This window comes from Lachnoclostridium phytofermentans, from assembly GCF_000733755.1.
Lineage (GTDB): Bacteria > Bacillota > Clostridia > Lachnospirales > Lachnospiraceae > Lachnoclostridium > Lachnoclostridium phytofermentans_A.
The window spans coordinates 80355-96621 of record NZ_JPOF01000002.1; the positions used below are offsets into that span (position 1 = coordinate 80355).

Annotated in this window: 15 protein-coding genes; 3 read left to right on the forward strand and 12 right to left on the reverse strand. The window is 35.6% G+C overall.

Annotation, left to right across the window (positions count from 1 at the left end):
- Positions 1-226: 226 nt before the first annotated feature.
- Together CC92_RS0102965 and CC92_RS0102970 are read right to left on the reverse strand one after the other, a co-directional pair.
- Positions 227-952, reverse strand: coding sequence for a TrmH family RNA methyltransferase (locus tag CC92_RS0102965; RefSeq protein ID WP_029504570.1), 726 nt, complete (start codon positions 950-952; stop codon positions 227-229).
- An 87-nt stretch (positions 953-1039) separates the two neighbouring features.
- Positions 1040-1930 carry a metallophosphoesterase family protein gene (locus CC92_RS0102970; RefSeq protein WP_029504568.1) on the reverse strand — a complete coding sequence of 297 codons (891 nt, stop codon included), beginning with the start codon at positions 1928-1930 and terminating at the stop codon, positions 1040-1042.
- Between the two features lie 146 nt (positions 1931-2076).
- On the opposite strand from CC92_RS0102970, the gene CC92_RS0102975 reads away from it, so the two are divergent.
- On the forward strand, positions 2077-2280 hold the full coding sequence (locus CC92_RS0102975) for a helix-turn-helix transcriptional regulator (RefSeq protein ID WP_029504567.1): 204 nt from the start codon (positions 2077-2079) through the stop codon (positions 2278-2280).
- Positions 2277-2714, forward strand: coding sequence for a hypothetical protein (locus tag CC92_RS0102980; RefSeq protein ID WP_029504566.1), 438 nt, complete (start codon positions 2277-2279; stop codon positions 2712-2714). The genes CC92_RS0102975 and CC92_RS0102980 overlap by 4 nt, the downstream gene beginning before the upstream one ends.
- Positions 2715-2835: 121 nt before the next feature.
- Here CC92_RS0102980 and CC92_RS0102985 read toward each other — a convergent pair whose 3' ends face one another.
- The 5 genes from CC92_RS0102985 to CC92_RS0103005 all read right to left on the reverse strand — a co-directional run bounded on the left by CC92_RS0102985 (position 2836) and on the right by CC92_RS0103005 (position 9834).
- Positions 2836-3618, reverse strand: coding sequence for a hypothetical protein (locus tag CC92_RS0102985; RefSeq protein ID WP_029504564.1), 783 nt, complete (start codon positions 3616-3618; stop codon positions 2836-2838).
- A gap of 24 nt (positions 3619-3642) precedes the next feature.
- Positions 3643-4002 (reverse strand): SdpI family protein, encoded by a 360-nt coding sequence (locus CC92_RS0102990; protein ID WP_029504563.1) that lies wholly within the window; start codon positions 4000-4002, stop codon positions 3643-3645.
- A gap of 129 nt (positions 4003-4131) precedes the next feature.
- The gene (locus tag CC92_RS21370) at positions 4132-5556 is read right to left on the reverse strand and encodes an Ig-like domain-containing protein (protein ID WP_051650870.1); all 1425 of its coding nucleotides are present in this window, start codon (positions 5554-5556) and stop codon (positions 4132-4134) included.
- Between the two features lie 766 nt (positions 5557-6322).
- A complete protein-coding gene (locus CC92_RS0103000) occupies positions 6323-8110 on the reverse strand; it encodes an ABC transporter ATP-binding protein (RefSeq protein ID WP_330372757.1) in 1788 nt (595 codons plus the stop codon).
- Entirely contained in the window at positions 8110-9834 is a 1725-nt protein-coding gene (locus CC92_RS0103005) for an ABC transporter ATP-binding protein (RefSeq protein ID WP_029504560.1), read from the reverse strand. Before CC92_RS0103005 ends, CC92_RS0103000 begins: the two co-directional genes overlap by 1 nt.
- 235 nt (positions 9835-10069) lie before the next feature.
- Here CC92_RS0103005 and CC92_RS0103010 point away from each other — a divergent pair, with 235 nt between their 5' ends.
- A complete protein-coding gene (locus CC92_RS0103010) occupies positions 10070-10978 on the forward strand; it encodes a LysR family transcriptional regulator (protein WP_029504559.1) in 909 nt (302 codons plus the stop codon).
- A gap of 198 nt (positions 10979-11176) precedes the next feature.
- Here CC92_RS0103010 and CC92_RS0103015 read toward each other — a convergent pair whose 3' ends face one another.
- The 5 genes from CC92_RS0103015 to CC92_RS0103035 form a co-directional block, all read right to left on the reverse strand.
- A complete protein-coding gene (locus CC92_RS0103015) occupies positions 11177-12589 on the reverse strand; it encodes an oxaloacetate decarboxylase subunit alpha (RefSeq protein WP_029504558.1) in 1413 nt (470 codons plus the stop codon).
- Positions 12590-12685: 96 nt separating this feature from the next.
- Positions 12686-13846, reverse strand: a complete 1161-nt coding sequence (locus tag CC92_RS0103020) for a sodium ion-translocating decarboxylase subunit beta (RefSeq protein ID WP_029504557.1) — start codon at positions 13844-13846, stop codon at positions 12686-12688.
- Between the two features lie 36 nt (positions 13847-13882).
- Entirely contained in the window at positions 13883-14320 is a 438-nt protein-coding gene (locus CC92_RS0103025; protein WP_029504555.1) for a biotin/lipoyl-containing protein, read from the reverse strand.
- Between the two features lie 19 nt (positions 14321-14339).
- Positions 14340-14675, reverse strand: a complete 336-nt coding sequence (locus CC92_RS0103030; RefSeq protein WP_051650869.1) for an OadG family protein — start codon at positions 14673-14675, stop codon at positions 14340-14342.
- 14 nt (positions 14676-14689) lie between these two features.
- Positions 14690-16123, reverse strand: coding sequence for an acyl-CoA carboxylase subunit beta (locus tag CC92_RS0103035; RefSeq protein ID WP_029504553.1), 1434 nt, complete (start codon positions 16121-16123; stop codon positions 14690-14692).
- Positions 16124-16267 lie beyond the last annotated feature (144 nt).

Consider the following 16267-nt stretch of genomic DNA (forward strand, 5'->3'; position numbering starts at 1 on the left):
AAAACAAAAAAGTCAAGAGCATCTGCTCCTGACTTTTCCTATCAGACTTATTCATTAATAACACCGAATTTTAAAGCTAACCGTTTTCTCTTTCCTGATTTGTCCGTTTATGTGCAATATCTGCAATTGTCACATACCTTAGTTCTTAAAGGTCAGCTCCTCCAAATCATTCATTAACTCATTAAAATACCTACATCAGCTTTATGGTAAATATTAACCTGCTTATTTAGCTCAAATTACCATTCTGCGTAAATAAATATGTTCCTATTCCAACCGCAATCGTAAGATTTAATGAGTCTACTTCTTCGGTCTGTGGAATAATGATACTCGTTCCAACCGATAAATAAGAATCATCTAATCCCGTAGCTTCATTACCAAAAACTAAGGAGAATAGCTTTGGTTTTGGACAATCATTTATTGTTAACGGCTTTTTGCCATTCAACATAAATGTAAAGATTTCATGATTTGGATTTTGATTCTGATATGCCGAAAAGCTCTCAAAATACTGATGACGTAATCGAAACAATGCTCCCATAGAAGAACGGACTACTTTCGGATTAAAAACATCTGCTCCAGGTTCAATAAACGCAATGTCATGAATCCCAAAGCCAACTGCTGTTCTTAGTATCGTTCCTAAGTTACCCATATTACTAGGGTTTACTAAAACGATTTGAGATTTTGTAGCATCTATCGCACAGGTATATTTTTCAAATACCCCTACTACAAAGACATTCTCTTTATCGCTAACTTTTGCAATGATTTTATCGCCTTGTAGTACTGGAATACGATTTTCTTTGCATATCATTTCTAAATGCTCTCTATCCGTAAACGTACTATGAATATATACTCCTTTTACACAATCCGGTCTACTCTTAATCATTTCTATTGTTGGAAAAGCTCCTAAGGTATAGGAATAGTCAAAGCTTTTCTTATATGGTTTAATCGGTTCCATCTTATATCCTTTCTACTTGTACTCATCTTCTTACTTATTATAGCTAAGAATTTCAAACTTGTACACTCTTTCTCTGTGGTTTTTCATTTACTGACGGAACTCACTGATTGGTTTTGGTCCACGAATAACACGACGAACGGAACGAAAAATCCCCTCTTCATCTGCTTCCATTCTCCACTGAACCATCATGATTTCATTATTCACGATCTCAATTCCTGTAATCCCTTTGGTATGAATGCAACATCCACTGTTAAAATACGCAACGCCTCCTGGTTTCGGAAATTTTAGACGATGTGTATGACCACATACTAAAATCACCTTGTGCTTTCGTATCCAATCAGTATAATTTTTCTCTATCTTATGTCTTTTATAGAAATTTTTTGCTGGACTAGAGGGGTTTTTTAAACCGACAAGGTGCATGAATCTCCAAAAATAACGTAGTAAAACCATATTGATATACCAAAGCTGGTCATTCATCAAATCTCCCTGATGTCCATGAACGATTAAAATCTTTTGCCTGGTATTCTTTTCTCGTAAAAGAAGTGCTTCTATTGGATTTAAGTTTGGAAATAACTCCTGTCTACTCCCTAGATATTCATCATAAAAGTAAAAATAACTTTTCGCAACATAGTATGGATTCCTTAAAAAAATGTTATGATTTCCATATAACATTATCATTCGATTTTTCTGATAGAATTTTTTTAACTCTGTAAAAACATCGGTATGTGCTGCACGTATTGTCTGAAACTTTGGATGTTCCCATAACTCATCCCCATCTCCTGCCTCAATATACGTATAGCCTTCTTTATAATAATGCTTTAATGCAGCAACCATAACACTTTGATTTCTTGCAAATTCATCAGAGATAGAATCATCTCCACGATGTGTATCACTAAAAATAATAATCTTAGAATTTTTATCAAAGTTCATTATTTTAGCATGTCGATACGCTTTCGTTAACTGCTTATTTGTCTGCATTTTCTCACTCCTTCTTGCTTTCGCTAGCTTTAGTATCCCCAAAATGGGAAATAAAAAACAAATGGAAAGCATACTTGACATTTTATTTATAGTATGATAATTTTTATATGTAAAGTATACTTTCCATAATCAGAAAGGAGAAGGAATTGAAAAATCGTTTGGAAGAACTCAGAAAACAACATGGAATAAAACAAGAAGAATTAGCAAATATCCTTGAAGTCTCCAGACAAACCATTGGTTCCTTGGAGAATGGACGCTACAATCCATCCATACTACTGGCATTTAAAATTGCACGGTATTTTCATGTGAGGATTGAAGATATTTTTATCTATGAGGAGGAGGAAAGATGAAATCAAGAAGTATCACTAAAAATTTTATTTTTATTCTACTAGGTATTCTTTTGTTTATCTTTAGTGTTATTTTATTATTACAATATCCTGACGCCAAGGGAGTTCTAGCAACCTTACCATTTATCTTATTGGGTATTGGTAGTGGTATCTTAGGTTCTAATGTTGGTATTATTATTCAACATCGTATCTTTATGAAAAATCCAAAAGCATATAAACGTTACGAAATTGAAGAACATGATGAACGTAATATCTCAATTAATCAATGTTCCAAAGCTAAGGCTTACGATGCAACTATTTATCTATATAGTGCACTCATGCTCTACTTTGCATTAATGGGTGCAGATCTAATCTTTTTATTTCCACTTGTCGGTTGCTATTTCTTAAGTATAGTAATCCGTATGTACCATCTTTATCAATGTCAAAAAAAGATGTAGTAAAACAAGAAAAAGTACGCCTCTTGAACTTTTCCTTGTCGTGAAGTAAACAGAGTGGAGAAAACCATCCAAAAGTAACGCTGTTTTTTTTGGATGGTTCTTCTCCACTCTGTTTTTCTTATTATCCGCACTTTTCAATCAACTCTATATGATGCTTTTGTATAAATGAATGAGCCTCTTCTAGAAAATGTTCCATACTTTCCTTACGTTCATAAATCTCTTTTATATGTGTCATGACTGGAGTATCTCCAATTTTTTGAACGTAAAATTGCTCATACGCTTGTTGTGGAATCGGCACTATCTCTTGGAGTATCGGCTCATTTAAGGTTGGATCTACGATCAATTCTTCTAAGAACCATAAAGTTTCTGGATGCATTGGCTCTACACCCTCAGGAAAACCATGCATCTGCTTCCATTTTTCATAAAAAATAAAATGATTAATTTCATGTATTCCTGCTTTTATATTCGTCTCAATGTCCATTGAGCTAGTAAGAAAAAACTCTTTGGTAATGCAGTTTCTTGGACATCTTGGGATATAACCAATATAACAAATGATTTCTTTCTGCTCTCCTGGCCATAAAACCTCAAACAAGAGTAGCATTTTATGTAACAGAGCTTCTTCAAAATTTTGAAATTGTTGTTGCAAGATAGAAATTCGTTGTTCCAGTTCCTCCTGTCGAAAACTTAATTCTTTTAACACAATTGGCTCCACAATATCATAGATTTCCTCTTTGGACATGGTAGTCGTAACTTTATCACGTAAGGATGGATAGAGTTCATAGACCCCTTCTGCAAAAGGTCGACTCTTGTCTTTTGCTAAAAAGTCTGGATCTAAAAATCTTGCTATAAAACTCGCATTTACTAAAGGATCTATTTTTTTAACTGTAATATGTGGTAATATCATGTAACGGTCTCCTCCTCTCCTATATTACATTCGCTTAGCTCCATCAGAATCAAAGTTTTTGTGTAAAGCAATCTCTGTTAGTGGTATAACTAGTAGCATTCCTATAATTTGAAGCCATACTATAAAAACTATTCCATGAGCTAAAATTGGAATATAATAGGTCAATAAATAATAACCGACGGATAATAAAAGTAAAATACACCCCATAATTAACCAATATCCTCCACTAAATCGATGTGCATATTCCCAAGTTTCTTGACTTAGGGACGACCACCTGGTTCGGTATCCAAACACACCATTTATATCCTTGGGAGGCGATATTCGAAAACATAGTCCAAAGACAATCATGCTCCCACATAGAATAAGCGTAATAATAAAAAGCATACTTCACCTCACTTCACTAAAATATAATTTTAGTTACTTATACATAAAGTTCTACACCAATACAGAGAATCACAACTTGAGCGAAAGCTCTAAATAAAACAAATACGATAGTCCTAAATAAAATGAAAATTAATCCAAGAAGCTAACTCGCATTTTTAACAAATAATAATCCCCTACCTCGCGTAACGTTTCATATTCATAACGATACGTTCCGTAATAACCAAGCAATTCTGCTACCCCACGAGCAATCTCCGTTACGGTACCTGCATTCTTTTGTGGATACATAAGGCTTACCCAATCCTCACCCTGTTGATAACGCTTTACATATACTTTGCTATAATCCTTCCAAGTCTTTAAAAGACTACCGCTTTTTTGGTATTCCTTGATTAATTTTTCATCTTCTGCTTCTTTTATCTCTTGAGTATATAATTCCTTAACCGTTAAGTACTTTGTAGCATTACAGCTTGGATAGTCTTTTTCTTTCCACTTATGACGTAATGACTTCATTTCATTGTCATTTAACAGAAAATAATCATATACTACCCGTCCTTTTTTATCTGGTATTGGATCATCCCATGTAGTATCTACATGATACCAACCGTCTTCAAGTTTTACTAGGTTCCATGCATGAGAAACTCCGCCTGCAGTTCCAACAATGAAACGATTTTCTATCGACAAGGAATCCATGAATATCTGAAATGTTTCTGCATATCCCTGACACACCGCCATACCATCAAACAAAACTCCTTCTGAAGAATATGCTCTGGAAGATAGAGTATCATTTTTATAATTAATTTCATCATACTCGGTATTTAAGAGTAGATAGTCATGGACAAAACGGATTTTTTGTACCGTTGTCATTTGCTTCGTTATATTTTCTGCTAAGATAAGCTGAATTTTATTTTTTATCTCTTTCTGTGTTTTGGTTAACTTACGAAAATCACTCGATGAATAGATTGTGGTATAACAATAATATGTTTGATTTCCTACCGTTGCAGCTATCGTGGCACTCCCTTCAGAATGAAACTTCACTTTACCACCCACTGTTACTGTCGCAATCTTTTCATTAGAAAAAGTCCAAGTTATTTTTTGGGTTGTTCCTGAGACAGTAATCGATGTTTCATTACCAACCACTCCAAGATAACTGTTCATACTCAATTCTGGTTGTTCCACTGTCACTTTACAGGTATAAGTTTTCCCTAAAACTTTTGCACTAACTGTCGTGGTGCCTTTTTTTATACCTTTAACGTAACCACTGGAACTCACAGTTGCAATTTTTTTATCTTTTACACTCCAGGTAACCTTTTCCTTTGTTCCATTTATCGTTAGTTTTGTTTTATCTCCAACTATCACTCGTACAGAGTTTTTAGATAATGTAATCGCTTCTTTCGTATTGGCATATACATACACTGGCTCAACTGAATGATTTTCAAGATGAGAGACAATAAGGCATGATAAGATTAGGATCAAAGGGAAGAATAATAATTTGTTTGTATTTCGGTATGTACTAAGGAAACATTGCCTATCCCTATTTTCATGCTTTATATTTTTCATTACTTTCCCACCTTTTGGTAATCATTTATCGAAATAGTATTACTACTTATATTTTAACCTACCCACTACTTTATGTCTATCTTTAGTTAAATCGTAAAATCTTGTTTTCTATTTGAATAAGAAATCTAGGTTTATCCTAGATATTTTAACTTGTACTGCTTAAGATTTTCTTATACTCTTACTCTTTTATGCTTATTCTTTTTATATTCTTCTATAATTATTCTCGTTTGCCTATTCTTATATCCCTATTCTTTTTACCTATTCTTTTTTACCTATTCTTTTTACCTATTCTTTTTTACCTATTCTTTTTTATCTATTCTTGTTTATCTATTCTTGTTTATTTTTTCTTATTATCTCTTCTTTTATATCTCTTCTTACCTATCCATTCTTGTAGGACTATTCTATAAACCTATTTACAATAAAAATAATTAGCTTATGCCGATAAATAAAATACTTCTATAAAAAATGAGACAGTCTGAATCAACCAATAAACTTTCTAGCTCATTTTGATTTCTTCAACCTGTCTCTGATAATTCTATGTGTAAAAAGCTAATAATCCTTATACTATCCTTACTACCCTTACTATTCTTACTATCTTACTATTCTTACTATCTTACTATTCTTACTATCTTACTATTCTTACTATCTTACTATCCTTACTATCTTACTATCCTCAAAATCTTTACTATCCCTTTTACTAACTTACCAAGTTAATTATGCTCCAGCTATTTATCTCTCCAAGAATAATTGCTACTCTCATTTATTTCTAAGAAGCTGCGAACTGACTTTCATACAACTCTTTATAGAACCCTTTCTTTGCTAAAAGTTCCTCATGATTTCCTTGCTCAATGATATTTCCATTTTTCATCACAAGAATTACATCTGCATTCTGTATCGTTGATAATCGATGGGCAACGATAAAAGTGGTTCTCCCCTGCATTAATTTTTGGAAAGCACTTTGTATCTTAAGCTCTGTTCTTGTATCAATTGAGGAGGTAGCCTCATCAAGGATAAGAATAGGTGGTAAGCTAAGCATAACTCTAGCGATACAGAGAAGTTGCTTTTGCCCACCAGAAAGCATGCCACCATCTTCTCCTATCACAGTATCGTATCCTTTCGGTAATCTCTTGATAAAAGAATGAGCATGTGCTTCCTTTGCAGCGCTGATTACTTCCTCCCTGGTTGCATCAACTTTTCCCAGCTTGATATTGTCAAGGATGGTACCAGCTTTTAACCATGTATCCTGTAAGACCATTCCATAGCTTGACCTCAAACTATTTCTGGTTATATTTCGAATATCCTCTCCCTCTACTAAGATTTCGCCTTGGTCAGCTTCATAAAAGCGCATTAATAAATTGATGATGGTGGTTTTGCCACATCCAGTCGGTCCAACGATAGCAATCTTTTGTCCTGGATGAATTCTTAAATTTAGGTTTTCAATCAACTTTTTCGTCTTATCGTAGGAAAAAGCGACCTCATTACATACTACATTACCTTGCACATCTTTTAGTACTACCGCATCTTTACGATCAGGAAGCTCTACTGGTTCTTCTAACAATTCAAAGATTCGAGCAGCACATGCGATTGCATTTTGAAGCTCTGTTATGACACCCGAAATTTCATTAAATGGTTTTGTATATTGATTGGAGTAACTTAAGAAACTAGATAATGCTCCGACTGTCATAGTTCCATTCATCGCTGCAAATGCTCCAGTAAATCCTACTCCTGCATAAACCAATCCATTAACAAACCTTGTTGCCGGATTTGTGATTGAGGAATAAAAGATTGCACGTAAAGAATACTTCTCTAACCGTTCATTTACTTCATCAAAACGCTTTATAACCTCAACTTCTTGATTATAGGCTTTCACAACTTTCTCATTTTCTAACATCTCATCAATCAGAGCAGTTTGCTCTCCCCGAGTCTTTGACTGCGCTTGAAACATGGTATAGGTTTTCTTAGCGATAAAATTTGCCACGAAGAGTGAAATTGGGGTAAGTAAAACAACTACTGCCGTAATACCGATATTTAAACGAAGCATAAATACTAAAGTTCCCATGATTGTCATAATTCCTGTAAATAATTGCGTGAAGCCCATAAGCAGTCCATCTGCAAATTGCTCGACATCTGCAATCATACGGCTAACAATCTCACCGGATGAATGAGAGTCCAAGTACTTAAGTGGTAAGGTTTCAATTTTCTCAAAAGCATCTTTTCGGATATCCCTGACTACTTCATAGGTCACTTTGTTATTTAAAATACTCATGAACCACTGTGCTATTGCAGTCATTCCTACAATCAATACAATTCTAAATAAAATATAACGTATTACAGGAAAATTCACACTACCATATACTATTTCATCAATTGCTTTTCCAACTTCTATTGGTACATAGAGTGTAAGGACGACCGTTATCAATGCGAGCATCAAGGAAATAAGAAAATAAATCCAATAACGCTTTAAGTATCGCAAAACCTTTCCGACCACTTGCTTTTGAGTGGTTTTCTTGTTTTCCATAGGGTTGAATGCTTTTTTATTATTCTTTTCTTTCATTATGCTTGCACCTCCTTAGGAAATTGCGAATAATAGATTTCTTGGTAAACTTCACAGGATTCTATAAGTTCATTATGGGTTCCCTTCCCTACTAGTCTTCCATCTTCAAGTACCAAAATTAAGTCTGCATGTAAAATCGAAGCTGCTCTCTGCGAAACGATAAATACGGTTGGTTGATAAGATAGATTTTTAATCGCTGATCTTAATTTTGCATCAGTTGCATAATCAAGAGCAGAAGCACTATCATCAAGAATAAGAATCTCAGGTTTTTTTACCAATGCTCTTGCTATCGATAGTCGCTGTTTTTGACCACCGGATAAATTTCTACCTCCTTGTTCTATCGAGGCATTGAATCCACCTTTGGCATTAACTACATCGGTAGCTTGCGCTATTGTTATTGCATCCTCCAACTCTTCTTGCCTAGCTTCCTTTTTTCCAAAAATCAAGTTAGACTCTATCGTTCCTTCAAACATTACTGCTTTTTGCATGACAATCCCGATTTTATCTCGAAGTTCTTTTACTGAATAGTGTTTTACGTTCTTACCACCAATGAGGACTTCTCCATTCGTAGCATCATAAAATCTTGGAAGTAAATTCACTAAGGAAGATTTACCAGAACCAGTCCCTCCTATGATTCCAATTGTTTGCCCTTTTTTTGCAGAAAAGTTTATATCAGATAAGGACTCATCACCCGCTCCCTGATATTCTAAACTTACGTTACGAAATTCTATGATATCTTCCTTCTCTAAACTTAATTTTTCACAATTTTTAAATTCCATGCTATTTTTAATATCGAACACATCCGCAACACGCTTTGCACAAGCCGCTGATTTATTAACTGTTACAATCAGATTCGCTAACTTAATTAGTTCCACTAAAATCTGTGACATATAACTGTATAAAGCAACCACCTGACCTTGGGTTAGTACCCCATGGTCTACCTGTATCGCCCCTACCCAAATCAAGTACGCAATCGCAATATTAATAATAACATAAGTAACTGGATTCATTAGTGCAGAGATAAATCCTGCTTTCTTTTGTTTTTTTGTTAATTCACTATTTCTTTGATGAAATTCTTTTCGTTCCTTGTCTTCCCCACAAAATGCACGAATCACTCTCACACCTAATAGATTTTCCCTAGTAATCTGTAGCACAGAGTCTAAGTTTTTCTGTACACGCTTTAACATTGGGATACTGATCGCCATAATACCAAAAACCACGATAGACAACAAAACGATAGCGATTAAAAAGATCCCTGCTGATTTTGTATCAATCGTAAATGCCATAATCATAGCACCAAAAACTACAAATGGAGAGCGTAAGAATAGACGTAACACCATATTTACTCCCGTCTGTGTCTGATTCACGTCACTCGTCATTCTTGTAATCATTGTTGAGGTACCAAGGGTATCAATTTCAGTAAAAGATAAATCTAGTAAATGTGCAAATAAAGCATGTCTTAACTTTGTTGCAAAGCCTACAGCTGCCTTGGCAGAATAAAACTGTGCTGTTATCGAACATACTAGTCCGACAATCCCTAAAGCAACAAGAATAAGACACATATTCACTATGTATGATTTGTCTCCTTGTTCAATCCCAGTATCAATAATTGCTGCCATCACTAATGGCACAATCAACTCAAAAGAAGCCTCTAACATCTTGAATAATGGTGCTAATACACATTCTTTTTTGTAGTCCCTTAAGTAAATGTATAATCGCTTCACGATTTTCCTCCCTTAAAAAGTGCTTGTAAAACATCTAGTAATATCATACCATAGATGAAGATATTCGTATAATATTTATATCCTATAGTTTCTATACTATTTTAATATAGATAATCAAGTAATTTTTTTACTTACTACTATAAATAAAACTCAAATCGAACTATTTAGACAGATGTGTTCATTTTTGTATTTAACCGATAATTCAATCCAATATGATATGAGAAAGGAGTACCCTATGGATTTAAAGCAACTTCAATATTTTGTGTCTGTTGTGCAGGAAGGTAATATCTCGAAAGCAGCAACAAAACTAAATCTTACACAGCCACCATTAAGCACACAATTAAAATGCTTAGAAAATGAACTGTCAGTTACCCTGTTTGAAAGAGGTTCTAGAAAAATTGAACTTACAGAGGAAGGTAAGATACTTTATGCAAGAGCAATTTCTATTCTTGAATTAACGGAACTATCAAAAAAAGAGTTACTAGACTATACAGCTGGTACTCTCGGTACTCTTCATATTGGAGTGGTTTCTTCAGTTGTCGATAGCTTTTTATACAATCTCATGCCAGACTTTCATAAACAGTATAAAGAAATCCGTTACGATCTCTTTGAGGGAAATACTTATGAGCAAATTCAAAAGTTAAGAAATAATTTGATTGAACTAGCTATAGTCCGTACACCATTTGAAGCAGAAGATTTATCTTCTCTGGTACTAAAAAAAGAGTCCATGATGGCGTTCGGACATAAGAACTTTTTTATGCAACAAGATATGAAATCTCTTTTAGAACAACCTCTTATTCTGTATCGCCGTTGGGAAAAAATTATATATGACTTGTGTTATTCCTATAGTATAACACCAAATATCTTTTGTATGAATGATGATGCTAGAACAACGATTAGTCTTGCAGCTGCAGGATATGGTATCGGTATTATCCCAGAATCCGCTGGAATGATTATTTCACAACGCTCTTCAAGGAAAGAACACTTAATTCAAGATCATCTATTCACATGCTTAGAATTAAAAGAATCTCGATTAGAGTCTGATATCTGCTTATTATACAAACCAAATAGCTATATCTCAAAAGCAGGGGAATTATTTATTCAATACTTAAAAGGAAGAACTTTTCACAGTATTGGTAAGTGAAATAGTACCCACTTGCATATAATACAATGAGGTGATTTTATGTTAGTGATAACGTTTCAAGAATACTACAAACGCACCCGCGGGTGGAATATCATATTCAAGAACACTTCGAACAAGAATAATTAGAAAAAGTACATCTCATCGTGACTATTCGTTACCACACGATGAGATGTACTTTTACCGTTACTTAACCTATGTTTATACTGGATAAGCCATATTCTCTGTATCAGCTACCGTAACATCTACCTTTGTCTGCTGGGCTTGACGATACTTAAAAAATTCTGTAGCAACCTGTGGGAATAAAGCATAGGATAGGACATCCTCATCCTGCTGCTTCCATTCTGCCATTTCTTTCTCAATCTTATCTAATTCTGGCTCGAGAAGATCCGCTGGACGACATGTGATTGGTTTCTTGTCTCCTATCGCTTTTTTCTGAACCTCTGGATTAAATGGTTTTACAGTCTGACCATATTCACCACTTAAGATAGCCTTACTTTCTTTGGTAATCATCTTATATCTCTCACCAGCAAGTACATTAAGAACTGCCTGAGTACCAACTATTTGAGAACTTGGAGTAACTAGTGGTGGTTCACCGAAATCCTTACGAACACGCGGAATTTCTTGTAACACCTCATAGTACTTATCTTCTGCTTTTTGTTCCTTTAATTGGGAAACTAAGTTACTAAGCATACCACCAGGCACTTGATATAATAAGGTCTTAATGTTAACACCCATAACCTTAGGATTTAATAAGCCACTCTTTAGTGCTTCCTCTTGCATCGGGCGGAAGTAATCCGCAATTTCAGCTAATAAATCTTGATCAAATCCTGTGTCATATGGAGTGCCCTTAAAAGTTTCTACCATTACCTCTGTTGCTGGTTGGCTTGTACCCATGGCAAATGGAGACATTGCAGTATCAATAATATCGCACCCTGCCTCTACTGCCTTTAAATAAGTCATTCCTGCAACACCTGAAGTATAATGTGTATGTAAATCAATTGGAATCTTAACTACATTCTTAATTGCAGTAATAAGATTGGTAGCTTCATATGGCACTAAAAGTCCTGCCATATCTTTGATGCAGATGGAATCGGCACCCATTTCTTCTATTTGTTTCGCTATATTTACATAATACTCTGTAGTATAGGCATCTCCAAGCGTATAAGAGATTGCGATTTGAGCATGAGCCTTTTCTTTATTTGCAGCTTTTACTGCACATTGCAAATTTCTAAGGTCATTTAGCGCATCAAAAATACGAATAATATCAATACCATTTGCTACGGATTTCTGAACGAAATACTCAACCACATCGTCCGCATAATGACGATATCCAAGAATATTCTGTCCACGGAATAACATCTGTAACTTTGTGTTCTTAAATCCATCTCTTAATTTTCTAAGTCTTTCCCATGGATCTTCCTTTAAGAATCGTAACGATGCATCAAATGTAGCACCGCCCCAGCACTCAACTGCATGATACCCTACTTTATCCATCTTTTCGATAATAGGTAGCATCTGCTCCGTTGTCATTCTGGTTGCAATTAATGACTGATGCGCATCACGTAATATCGTTTCGGTAATCTTAACCGGTTTTTTTATTTGCTCTGCCATTACTCTACCTCCATATATTAAATCTCTCAAGTTGTCTACTTATAAGTTCTATGCAAAAAGTGATTTAATATAAACCACTTAAGCTTATTCTATAATCTAAACTCCAAAGATAGCCATAAATACACCTGCTGCAACCGCAGTACCAATAACACCTGCAACATTAGGTCCCATCGCATGCATCAATAAGAAGTTCGTTGGATCAGCTTCCGCGCCTACCTTTTGAGACACACGTGCTGCCATAGGAACAGCAGACACTCCAGCAGAACCAATCAATGGATTCACCTTTCCATGAGTAACCTTACACAAAATCTTACCAAAGATTACACCCCCGGCAGTACCAAGTGCAAACGCTACTAAACCAAGTGCTACAATCTTTATGGTATCCCACTGCAAGAATGCCTCAGCGCTAGTGGTGGCACCAACCGATATCCCAAGTAAAATTACAACAATATACATTAAGGCATTTGCAGCAGTTTCTTGTAACTGCTTCACCACACCACATTCTCTAAACAGGTTACCAAGCATTAACATTCCAACCAGTGGTGCTGTAGAAGGAAGTATCATTACCACGACAATAGTAACAACAATTGGGAACAAAATTTTCTCAAGTTTTGATACTGGTCGTAATTGCTCCATCTTAATCGCACGTTCTTCTTTTGTTGTTAAAAGTTTCATAATTGGTGGTTGAATGATTGGTACTAAAGACATATAAGAATATGCCGCAACTGCTATCGGACCCATATACTGTACCTGCCCAAGTTTACCAGCAAGGAAGATTGATGTAGGTCCATCTGCACCACCGATAATTGAAATCGCTGCTGCAGCCATATCGCTAAATCCCATAGCAATCGCTAAAAGATAGGCACCAAAAATTCCAATTTGTGCTGCTGCACCTAGTAAAAAACTCTTTGGGTTTGCAATCAATGGACCGAAGTCAGTCATTGCACCAACTCCTAGGAAAATTAGCGAAGGAAAGATACTCCACTCATCTAATAAAAAGAAATAATATAATAAACCACCCGCAGATTCAATTCCTGTCACAGGATCTTTCATCGGTTCAGCCATGATACCAGGAAACATATTCACCAATAACATACCGAAAGCAATCGGAATTAATAGAAGTGGCTCATATCCTTTTTTGATAGCTAAAAAAAGAAAGAGACAGGCAACCATAATCATCAAATAGTTTCCCGGACCCAGAGACTTAAAAGCGGTTTGATCTGCTAAATTCTGAAGCGTTTCCAACACGTAATCCATTTCTTTATCCTCCTGTAAGATTTATTAATATTAAAACTAGTTTAAAGATGCTATTACCTCTCCAGCTTCAACATTAGATCCTACAGAAGTATCAATACTTGCAATTGTTCCATCATTCGGTGCTACAATTTCATTTTCCATCTTCATTGCTTCTAGAATTAAGATCACTTGACCTCTCTTTACTACATCACCAACATTTGCTTTCACCCCAAGAATCTTACCTGGCATAGGTGCATTTATTTTTATACTTCCCGAAGTTCCTGTAGGTGTGGCTGGCTTTGCAGCAGGTGCTGGTGCTGGTGTAGCTGCTGGTGTTGGTGCCGATACTGGGGCTGGTGCCACTACTGGTATTGGTGCCACAGCCTTAGGTGCTACTGGCGTTGGTGCAGCCTGCGTGGTTGTTACACCCGCAGCATTCTCTTCTACACTTACTTCATAAACGTTACCATTTACAGTGATTGTATAGTTCTTCATTATGTAATCCTCCTTAACGTTAGGCATTCTGCCATCTAGATTTATTCACTTTTCTAATCGATCTAACATAAAGTCCATTTGTAGGAACAGGATTTCCTTTGGAAGCCTCATAAGCATGGATAGCAGCAGTAATAACCGCAACCAATTCAAGATCATCGGTTAGATCTACATTTTCTACAGCTGTAGGCTGCAAGGATACCGTCTCATTTTGCAGTGCATTTGTTTTATTTTTTTGTTTTGAGGCCATTTCCGCCTTGTTGATGTACTTAAACAGCCCAATAATACCACTGATTAATAAAAGTACAATGAACACAATGGAAATACCCATTACTGTATTTAATAAAGCTGTTCCCATAGTTTCACCTCACTTTAAACCGTTCCATGCTTTTTGCTAGGGCGGCTCTCTCTCTTTGTGAATAGTATTTCAAATGCATAGATAACATGTTGTCTTACACTCTCAGGTGTTATTATGGCGTCTACATAACCACGTTTTGCTGCTGATTCTGTACTTTGTTGTGATTCTTTATACTCCTTAGCTTTCTCTGCCTGTATTTCTTTGTTATCTTCATACATGATCTGTGCTGCAAGTTCAGCTTCCATCGTTCCAATTATAGAGCCTTCTAAAGCAAATACCATATCAGCACCAATATGTTTCGAGTTCATCGTTATGTATGCACTACCATAAGCTTTCTCTAAAATGACATTTACTTTTGGTACTGTTGCATTCGCAAAAGCATACGTTAATTTAGCTGCCGCGATAGCAATAGTACTTGCGTCATTCATCGTTGCACTATATCCTGATACATTCGTTAGGGTAAGTACTGGAATCTGAAATGCATCACAGAACTTTATAAACTTCTCTGCTTTATAGCAACCTGCTGTAGATAATGATTCATCATATTTTTCTAATACATTACCATCTTCATCTAGTAATGCATTACGATTTGCTATAGCCCCAACAGTCGCACCATTTAACTTAATAAATCCAGTAACCATATCCATAGCATATGCCTTTTTTACTTCTACGAAAATACCATGATCTGATAAATCCTTCAGTGCAAACGTTGTATCACTGAGTTTTGAGGTAAAGGAGGTTAAGGCACGATTTAAGTCATCTGTACATTCCTCATAGGAAGCATCGTCTTCATTGTTTGACGGTAACATAACAACCAAGTTACGAATGCTGTTAAGTACAGATACTTCATCTGCTTCGACAAAATCAACAACACCTGATTCAGCCATAAAAGAAGCTGTTGCAGTATCGCATTTAGTAGAATTGTTTCCTAGAATTGCATTTGGAGCATTTACAAATAATTTTGCGTTCTTCTCTTCCATGAAGACAAAGTCGCTTAACGAAGCGGATACAGCACTGCCTCCTCCGCAAGTACCAAAAATAGCAGTAATCTGTGGGATTACTCCGGATGCCAAGGTTTGTTTTAGATAAATATCTCCAAATCCAGCTAATGCGTCCGTTGCTTCCTGTAATCTTAAACCGGCACAATCAATTAATCCGATGACAGGTGCACCAACCTTCATTGCAAGATCGTATAAATTTGATATTTTCTTTGCGTGCATTTCACCTATGGAACCGTTCATTGCTGTTACATCCTGGCTATAAATATAAACAGGATTCCCATCAATAATTCCATAACCCGTGATAACACCATCGGATGGTACTTCTTTTTGTTGCAGGTTGAAATCAGTACTTCTTCTAGTAACCAAAGCACCAACCTCAACAAAACTATTCTCGTCAAGCAAAGTGACAATCCTATCCCTTGCTGACAATTGTGATGTACTAGTCATATTCAGGCCTCCATTTATTTAATAGTTAAATCAATTTTTTGCCAATTACTATTATAGTCCTTACCTGTCAAACATGCAACCTTTATTCTCTTTTTTTGGTGTTTTCTATAATATATTGTACATATTTTTAATACTATTTGATTT

Bases quoted from the DNA above. Each gene is read 5' to 3' on its own strand.
- CC92_RS0102965 (WP_029504570.1), bottom strand. From the start codon at position 952: ATGGAACCGATTAAACCATATAAGAAAAGCTTTGACTATTCCTATACC.
- CC92_RS0102970 (WP_029504568.1), bottom strand. From the start codon at position 1,930: ATGCAGACAAATAAGCAGTTAACGAAAGCGTATCGACATGCTAAAATA.
- CC92_RS0102980 (WP_029504566.1), top strand. From the start codon at position 2,277: ATGAAATCAAGAAGTATCACTAAAAATTTTATTTTTATTCTACTAGGT.
- CC92_RS0102985 (WP_029504564.1), bottom strand. From the start codon at position 3,618: ATGATATTACCACATATTACAGTTAAAAAAATAGATCCTTTAGTAAAT.
- CC92_RS0102990 (WP_029504563.1), bottom strand. From the start codon at position 4,002: ATGCTTTTTATTATTACGCTTATTCTATGTGGGAGCATGATTGTCTTT.
- CC92_RS21370 (WP_051650870.1), bottom strand. From the start codon at position 5,556: ATGAAAAATATAAAGCATGAAAATAGGGATAGGCAATGTTTCCTTAGT.
- CC92_RS0103000 (WP_330372757.1), bottom strand. From the start codon at position 8,110: ATGAAAGAAAAGAATAATAAAAAAGCATTCAACCCTATGGAAAACAAG.
- CC92_RS0103010 (WP_029504559.1), top strand. From the start codon at position 10,070: ATGGATTTAAAGCAACTTCAATATTTTGTGTCTGTTGTGCAGGAAGGT.
- CC92_RS0103015 (WP_029504558.1), bottom strand. From the start codon at position 12,589: ATGGCAGAGCAAATAAAAAAACCGGTTAAGATTACCGAAACGATATTA.
- CC92_RS0103020 (WP_029504557.1), bottom strand. From the start codon at position 13,846: ATGGATTACGTGTTGGAAACGCTTCAGAATTTAGCAGATCAAACCGCT.
- CC92_RS0103025 (WP_029504555.1), bottom strand. From the start codon at position 14,320: ATGAAGAACTATACAATCACTGTAAATGGTAACGTTTATGAAGTAAGT.
- CC92_RS0103030 (WP_051650869.1), bottom strand. From the start codon at position 14,675: ATGGGAACAGCTTTATTAAATACAGTAATGGGTATTTCCATTGTGTTC.
- CC92_RS0103035 (WP_029504553.1), bottom strand. From the start codon at position 16,123: ATGACTAGTACATCACAATTGTCAGCAAGGGATAGGATTGTCACTTTG.